The organism is Bradyrhizobium sp. (assembly GCF_049691595.1).
Classification (GTDB): domain Bacteria; phylum Pseudomonadota; class Alphaproteobacteria; order Rhizobiales; family Xanthobacteraceae; genus Bradyrhizobium.
In genome coordinates, this window is record NZ_JBAVNZ010000365.1 from 1 (window position 1) to 7,724 (window position 7,724).

The window sequence follows — 7,724 nt, forward strand, 5'->3', positions numbered from 1 at the left end:
ATCCATGGATGCCTGCAGGTGTTCGCCAGCGAACTGTCAGTCGAAGCCCGCGCCACCGCGCTATCGCTGCATTCATTCTTCTTTTTCATGGGCCAGACCATCGGCCCGATCGCCTATGGCTTTGGCATTCAGCATGCTGGCAAGGTGCCGACCTTGCTTACCGCCGCCGCCGCGATGATTGCGCTGGGCTTCGTCTGCGCGCGGCTGCTGCGGCTGACGCGCCCCGCCGATGCAGGCGCCGCATAGCCGCGCTTTCGTCATCGAGCCCGGCTAGCCGCCGCCATCAGCTATTCGATGGGGTTGCGTGGGTCGCGTCAGGATGGCGCACGGCGAGATCACCCCCGCCCGCGATAGGGCGCCACGCCCTGGTCCGGGACCCACATGCCCTTCGGCAATCTGCCGGTCTGCCAGAACACGTCGATCGGGATGCCGCCACGCGGATACCAGTAGCCGCCGATGCGCAAGAATTTGGGCTTGATCTCGCCAGCTATCCGTTTGCCGATCATCACCGTGCAGTCCTCGTGGAAAGCGCCGTGATTGCGGAAACTCGCGACATAGAGCTTCAGCGACTTCGATTCCAGCAGCCACTGGCCCGGCACATAGTCGATCACCAGATGCGCGAAATCCGGTTGTCCCGTGACCGGACAGAGCGAGGTGAATTCCGGCGCGGTAAACCGCACCAGGTAATTGGTATCTTTTTGCGGGTTGGGCACGCGGTCGAGCGTCGCCTTTTCCGGGGAGCCGGGCCATTCCACGGCGCGGCCGAGTTGCAATGATTTTCGAGCCATCTTCCTATCCTGTGCGCGCGCTGACTTGGACGCAACCGGGCGTCGTCGTCAACCTTCAGCGCGACCGTGGGTCCGCCAGAAACCGCACCAGCGACTGGCGTTCCGCGGCGTCCTCGATGCCGCGCATCGACATCCAAAGGCCCGGAAACATCCCGGCGGGATCGGCGAGGAAAGTTTCCAGGCGTTTGGTGTCCCAGCGCAGCCCTTGATCGCGCGCCTTGCGCAGCACCGGCGAGTAATCAAAAGTCGCATCGCCGCCGATCTGGCGCCCGATCAGGCCGGCGAGATTGGGGCCGGGCAGGCCGCGCGCGGCCGGATCGAGGCTGTGGCAGGCGCGGCAGGTTGCGAACAGCCGCTCGCCGTCAGCTTCGGCGGCAACCGGAGCCATCGCCAGGAGAGGGAGCAGCAGGACAACGAAAAATCTCACGCCGGCGTGACGGTCTGAATCATGACCAGTCGGTTGGTGCCGGATTCACCGCCCCACGCCTCGCCGGGCCGGCCGGCCATCTGCCGGACATTGGCGCCCGGCCTGTCGCTTGCGAACGTATTGAATTTCTCCGTCTTGGGATCGAAACGCACGATCGCATTGGCCGAGAAGTCGGTGAGCCAGACCTTGTCCTTGTCGTCGACATAGACCGAATAGGTGCGGGGATTGTCGCCCGGCAGCTTCCAGGCCTTCCAGGAGCCGTCGGCCGGATCGTGCATCGAGACGTTGCCGCTGTTCCATTCGCTGACCCAAAGCCGGCTCCTCGAATCCGACCATATCCGGCGCGCGCCCTGATTGGGCGTGGGCGGTTCGACGATGCTGGCATTGCCAGTCGCCAGATCGATTTGGGCGATGTGATTGCCGGCCAGCGAAGCATACCAGACCTCGCCCTTTGGCGTGATCGTCATGCCGTAAGCCCCGCGGCCGCGGGGCGCCTTGAACACCGTGATGTCAGCCGATTTCGGGTCGAGCCGCCCGTAGATGCCGGACTGGCCGGTAAACCAGAAAATTCCGCTTCGGTCGAAGACGCCGGTGTTGAGGTTGGCATGGGCTTCCTTTTCCGGCAGGCGGAACAGCGTGACCTTGTGATCGGCCGGATCGACCCGGGCAATGGCATTCTGCCCGCCCTCGGTCACCCATGGCGCGCCGTCAGGTCCGATGGTCACCCCATGCGGGGCCGCGTCCTTGCCGAGATCAATCAGCTTGAACGCGCCGTCCCGCGGATCGAGCCGCCCCAGCGTGCCGTTGCGCTGGCCGCAGAACCAGACGGTGCCGTCGGCGGCGGGGGCGACGTCGCGCGAGCCCATGCCGTCGGCGACCGGATAATACTTCACCTTGAACGGGCCTTCCTGCGCGCCGGCACCGCGAAGCAGGGCCGGGGCGGCAACGAGAGCGATGACCGTCGAGGAGAGAAACTGGCGGCGGTTCATTGCGTTACCCCGGCTCTGTGGGAAGGAAGGTTCGGACGCGAAGATCAACCTCGGATGAGCATAACCTTAACCGTGTGCGACCGTCAGGCCAGAGCCCCCGGGCAAGCGTTCACATTTGCTTGCGCGCCGTGTAAGACGCGCCTCAACCAGGCAGCACCATTTAAGGAAAGCGCAAGATCATGACAGCCATCGTCGACATCATCGGCCGCGAAATTCTCGACAGCCGCGGCAATCCCACGGTCGAGGTCGATGTGGTGCTGGAAGACGGCTCGGTCGGCCGCGCCGCGGTGCCATCCGGTGCCTCCACCGGCGCCCATGAGGCGGTCGAACTGCGCGACGGCGACACGGCGCGCTATCTCGGCAAGGGCGTGCGGAAGGCGGTCGACGCCGTCAACGGCGAGATCTTCGAGGCGCTGAGCGACCGGTCGGTCGAGGAGCAGGTCCAGATCGACCAGATCATGATCGATCTCGACGGCACGGCGAACAAGAGCCGGTTAGGGGCCAACGCCATTCTGGGCGTGTCGCTGGCCTGCGCCAAGGCCGCCGCCGAATCCTTCGACATGCCGCTTTATCGTTACGTCGGCGGCACCTCGGCGCGAACCCTGCCGGTGCCGATGATGAACATCATCAATGGCGGCGTGCATGCCGACAATCCGATCGATTTCCAGGAGTTCATGATCCTGCCGGTCGGCGCCAGGACGTTCGCCGACGCGCTGCGCTGCGGTTTGGAAATTTTTCACACGCTGCGGGGCGAACTGAAGAAGGCCGGTCACAGCACCAATGTCGGTGACGAGGGCGGCTTTGCGCCGAACCTGCCGTCGGCGGACGCCGCGCTCGATTTCGTCATGAATGCGATCGGCAAGGCCGGCTACAAGGCCGGCCACGACGTGATGCTGGGGCTGGACTGCGCCGCCACCGAATTCTTCAAGGACGGCAAATACGTCTATGGCGGCGAGAACAAGACGCGCTCGCGTTCCGAGCAGGCGAAATACCTCGCCGACCTGGCCTCGCGCTATCCGATCGTCACGATCGAGGACGGCATGTCCGAGGATGACATGGACGGCTGGAAGGAACTGACCGATCTGATCGGCAGCAAGTGCCAGCTCGTCGGCGACGATCTGTTCGTCACCAATGTCACGCGCCTTGCCGACGGCATCAGATACGGCCGCGCCAATTCGATCCTGATCAAGGTCAACCAGATCGGCACGCTGACGGAAACGCTTGCCGCGGTCGAGATGGCCTACAAGGCCGGCTACACCGCCGTGATGTCGCACCGCTCCGGCGAGACCGAGGATTCCACCATCGCCGACCTCGCGGTCGCCACCAATTGCGGGCAGATCAAGACCGGCTCGCTGGCGCGCTCGGACCGCACCGCCAAGTACAACCAGTTGCTGCGCATCGAGCAGCAATTGGGCGCGCAGGCGAAATACGCCGGCAAGGCGGCGCTGAAGGCGCTGGCGTGAAGGGACGCGGCGTCAGGAATTCACAAGAAATGCAAAAGGGAGGTTCACGATGAGCGCCGACACCAGGACCGGGCTGCAGCTTCGCTCGCTGATCAAGACGAGCGGCGAACTCGAGCTGTCGCTGGTCAGCCTGCCCACGCCCGAACCCGGCCCCGACGAAGTTGTGGTCCGCGTCGAGGCCGCGCCGATCAATCCGTCGGACCTCGGTCTTCTGGTCGGCGCCGCCGACATGACGACCGCCAAGGCGTCCGGGACCAGGGAAATGCCGGTGATCACCGCCAAAATTCCGGAAGCCGCGATGAAGGCGATGGCCGGGCGGCTCGATGAATCCATGCCGGTCGGCAATGAGGGCGCGGGCGTGGTGGTCAGGACCGGATCCTCGGACACGGCCAAGGCGCTGATGGGCAAGACCGTCGCCCTGATTGGCGGCGCGATGTACTCGCAATACCGCACCGTGCGGGTTGCGGACTGCCTCGTCCTGCCGGAGGGGACCACGCCGGCCGAAGGCGCGTCCTGCTTCGTCAATCCGCTGACGGCGCTGGGCATGACCGAAACCATGCGGCGCGAGGGCCACAAGGCGCTGGTGCATACCGCGGCCGCCTCCAACCTCGGGCAGATGCTCAACAAGATCTGCATCAAGGACGGCATCGACCTCGTCAACATCGTTCGCAGCCAGGAGCAGGCCGATATCCTGCGCAAGATCGGCGCCAAATATATCTGCGATTCCACCGCGCCGACCTTCATGGATGACCTGACAGCCGCGCTGGTGCAAACCGGCGCGACCATCGCATTCGACGCCATTGGCGGCGGCAAGCTCGCGGGACAAATCCTCACCTGCATGGAGATCGCTGCCAACAAGAATGCCAAGGTCTACAGCCGCTACGGATCGAGCGTTCACAAGCAGGTCTATGTCTATGGCGCGCTCGATCCCCGGCCGATCGAGCTGAACCGGGCATTCGGCATGATGTGGGGCGTCGGGGGCTGGCTCTTGTTCCCGTTCCTGCAGAAGATCGGACCGGCTGACGGCGCAAGGTTGCGCCAGCGCGTGCTTGCCGAACTCAAGACCACCTTTGCCAGCCATTACACCCAGGTGGTGTCGCTGCAGGAAGCGCTGCAGCTTTCCAACATCGCCGTCTACAACAAGCGCGCCACCGGCGAGAAATTCCTGATCAATCCGAGCAAGGGCTGACGAGCCGGCAACCGCCAATGACGGCGCTGCGGCGATTTGATCGCCGCGGGGAAAGTTGGCGCAGCAGGCCGTCCCGGTCCGGCGACCTGCCTGCTTCTTTCATGCACCTTTGAAAAACGCAGCGTTTCCGGAATTGAGCGTTTCATGCACTTGCATCTTTCTGCCGATGTGGCGTAATTGGATGCAGCGTAATTGAAAGCAGCCGGTCCGGCTTCAAGAAGGAAAATCCATGGCCACGCACACCATCGTCGCGATCGTCGGCAGCCTCCGCAAGGAGAGCTTTTCGCTCAAGATCGCCAACGCCCTCGCCAGGCTGGCGCCGGCTTCGCTGAAGCTCGACGTCACCATCCTGCACGGCCTTTCATTCTTCAACCAGGACCTCGAAGCGGCGCCGCCGGCGGATTGGCTGTCGTTCCGCGAAAAACTGCAGAAGTCGAATGGCGTGCTGTTCGTGACGCCCGAATACAACCGCTCGATCCCCGGCGTGCTGAAGAACGCGATCGACGTCGGATCGCGCCCTTTCGGCAAGAGCTCGTTCCTCGGCAAGCCGATCGGCATCGTCAGCAACTCGCCCGGCCCGCTCGGCGGCGTCAGCGCGGCCATGAACCTGAAGCAGCTCCTGCCGGGTATCGTGGGCCCGATCATGGGGCAGCCGGAGGCGTATCTGAACGCGGTAGGCGATGCCTTCGACGACAAGGGCCAGCTCATCAAGGAATCGCTGCAAAAAGTGTTGCAGCAATACATCGACGCCTTCGCGGCCTTTATCGAGCTGCACAACAAATAGGCGGCGCAGGCGGGATTTAGCATTCCCTTAACCGGATCGTCGCATGCTGGCTGCATGGTCTCACGCAGCCGACTGAAATCGATCCTGACCGGGCTCGCCCTCTACACGATGGCGGCGCTGATGGTCGGCTATTTCGGCGTCAACGCCTACACCGGCAAATATGGGCTGAACGCGCGGCAGGAACTCGACCAGGAGATCGTCGCGCTGACGTCGGAGCTGGCACGGCTGAAGCGGGAGCGCGCCGAAGGTGAGCTGCGCGTCTCGCTGCTGAGGTCGGACCGGGTTGACCCGGACATGCTGGACGAGCGCGCGCGCTTCCAGCTCGACTACGCCAATCCGCGAGATTTGGTTCGGAAGATCAAACCGAACTGATATCGATCGTGAGCCAGCACGATTGGGTCGAAAAACCGGTATCCACTTTTCCGGATTGCGCTCAAATTTCAAAAATCGGCGATTGCGATCTCGAAAATGTCGCCGCATTGCACTGCGGCATGGCAATCGTTCGGCCGTATCACGCAATGCCTTCACGGCGCTTTCACGGCGGTTTGAGTTGGGATAGAGAGAACCTAATTCACTCTCGCATCCGGAATCGCCATGGCCGCACCCAAGAAGAGCGTCGCAAAGGAAACAGCGCAGGAAAACGCCTACTTGTCTCCTCCGGAATTCAGCAGGCAACAGGAGCTGGCTGCGCTGCGCGACATGCTGCTGATCCGCCGCTTTGAGGAAAAGGCCGGCCAGCTCTACGGCATGGGTGCGATCGGCGGCTTCTGCCATCTCTATATCGGCCAGGAAGCCGTCGTCGTCGGCATGCAGATGGCCTTGAAGCAGGGCGACCAGGTCATAACCGGATACCGTGACCACGGCCACATGCTGGCCTGTGGCATGGACGCCAAGGGCGTGATGGCCGAACTGACCGGTCGGCATGGCGGCTATTCCAAGGGCAAGGGCGGCTCCATGCACATGTTCAGCAAGGAGAAGAATTTCTATGGCGGCCACGGCATCGTCGGCGCGCAGGTCTCGCTTGGGACCGGCCTTGCCTTCGCCAACCGCTACCGTGGCAACGATTTCGTCAGCCTGGCCTATTTCGGCGACGGCGCGTCCAATCAGGGCCAGGTCTACGAAAGCTTCAACATGGCGGAGCTGTGGAAGCTTCCGGTGGTCTACGTCATCGAGAACAACCGCTACGCTATGGGAACCTCGGTGACGCGGTCATCCGCGCAGACCGATTTCTCCAGGCGCGGCATTTCCTTCAACATTCCCGGCAAGCAGGTTGACGGCATGGACGTGCGCGCGGTGAAAGCCGCGGGCGACGAGGCGGTCGCCTGGTGCCGCGCGGGCAACGGGCCCTATATCCTGGAGATGCAGACCTATCGCTATCGCGGCCATTCGATGTCCGATCCTGCGAAGTATCGCACGCGCGAAGAGGTCGAAAAGGTGCGCCACGATCAGGATCCGATCGAGCAGGTCCGCAACCGTCTGCTCGCGGCCAGGGTGAGCGAGCAGGAATTGAAGGCCATCGACGCCGAGGTGCGCGAGATCGTCAACAACGCGGCGGACTTCGCCCAGCGCGATCCCGAGCCGGATGCGTCCGAACTTTATACCGATGTCTATCGCTAACGCGCGCGCAAGCCTATTTCGGAGTTCCCATGCCCATTCAAGTGCTGATGCCCGCGCTGTCGCCCACCATGGAAAAGGGCAACCTCGCCAAATGGCTGAAAAAGGAAGGCGAGACGATCAAGTCGGGCGATGTGATCGCCGAGATCGAAACCGACAAGGCGACGATGGAGGTCGAGGCGACGGATGAGGGCACGCTCGGCAGGATCTTGATCCCGGAAGGCACCGCCGACGTCGCCGTCAACACGCCGATCGCGACCATTCTGGCTGACGGCGAGAGCGCCGCCGATCTCGGCAAGGCAAGCGCGCCGCCAAAACCGTCCGGACCTGCTCCGAACGTCGCGCATGAGGTCGCGGAGTCTCGTTCGCCGGTCGGCGAAGGCAGGCCGATGATCCATGCGCCGAAGACGGCGCCCGGACCGGCGCCCGCCGCCGAACCCGATCCGGAAGTGCCCGCGGGTACCGAAATG

At 63.5% G+C, this 7,724-nt stretch carries 9 protein-coding genes and 1 pseudogene; 7 read left to right on the forward strand and 3 right to left on the reverse strand.

Annotated features, from left to right (window positions below; genetic code table 11):
* Window positions 1–246: pseudogene (locus WCE35_RS16100) on the forward strand (MFS transporter); the annotation flags it as partial.
* Window positions 247–335: 89 nt separating this feature from the next.
* Here the strand turns inward: WCE35_RS16100 and queF are convergent.
* The 3 genes from queF to WCE35_RS16115 are packed head-to-tail and all read right to left on the reverse strand — an operon-like array spanning window position 336 to window position 2,204.
* The gene (gene queF, locus WCE35_RS16105) at window positions 336–788 is read right to left on the reverse strand and encodes a preQ(1) synthase (protein WP_424594332.1); all 453 of its coding nucleotides are present in this window, start codon (window positions 786–788) and stop codon (window positions 336–338) included.
* 55 nt (window positions 789–843) lie between these two features.
* Entirely contained in the window at window positions 844–1,176 is a 333-nt protein-coding gene (locus WCE35_RS16110; RefSeq protein WP_424594333.1) for a c-type cytochrome, read from the reverse strand.
* A 35-nt stretch (window positions 1,177–1,211) separates the two neighbouring features.
* Window positions 1,212–2,204, reverse strand: a complete 993-nt coding sequence (locus tag WCE35_RS16115) for a virginiamycin B lyase family protein (RefSeq protein ID WP_424594334.1) — start codon at window positions 2,202–2,204, stop codon at window positions 1,212–1,214.
* A 179-nt stretch (window positions 2,205–2,383) separates the two neighbouring features.
* Here WCE35_RS16115 and eno point away from each other — a divergent pair, with 179 nt between their 5' ends.
* The 6 genes from eno to WCE35_RS16145 all read left to right on the forward strand — a co-directional run.
* Entirely contained in the window at window positions 2,384–3,667 is a 1,284-nt protein-coding gene (gene eno, locus WCE35_RS16120; RefSeq protein ID WP_424594335.1) for a phosphopyruvate hydratase, read from the forward strand.
* Between the two features lie 49 nt (window positions 3,668–3,716).
* Window positions 3,717–4,856, forward strand: coding sequence for a zinc-binding dehydrogenase (locus tag WCE35_RS16125; RefSeq protein ID WP_424594336.1), 1,140 nt, complete (start codon window positions 3,717–3,719; stop codon window positions 4,854–4,856).
* A 229-nt stretch (window positions 4,857–5,085) separates the two neighbouring features.
* The gene (locus WCE35_RS16130; protein ID WP_424594337.1) at window positions 5,086–5,640 is read left to right on the forward strand and encodes an NADPH-dependent FMN reductase; all 555 of its coding nucleotides are present in this window, start codon (window positions 5,086–5,088) and stop codon (window positions 5,638–5,640) included.
* Between the two features lie 54 nt (window positions 5,641–5,694).
* Window positions 5,695–6,012, forward strand: coding sequence for an FtsB family cell division protein (locus WCE35_RS16135; RefSeq protein WP_424594338.1), 318 nt, complete (start codon window positions 5,695–5,697; stop codon window positions 6,010–6,012).
* Between the two features lie 222 nt (window positions 6,013–6,234).
* Window positions 6,235–7,257, forward strand: a complete 1,023-nt coding sequence (gene pdhA / locus WCE35_RS16140; RefSeq protein WP_424594339.1) for a pyruvate dehydrogenase (acetyl-transferring) E1 component subunit alpha — start codon at window positions 6,235–6,237, stop codon at window positions 7,255–7,257.
* Between the two features lie 29 nt (window positions 7,258–7,286).
* The coding region (locus tag WCE35_RS16145; protein WP_424594340.1) for a biotin/lipoyl-containing protein at window positions 7,287–7,724 on the forward strand (438 nt) is incomplete at its 3' end.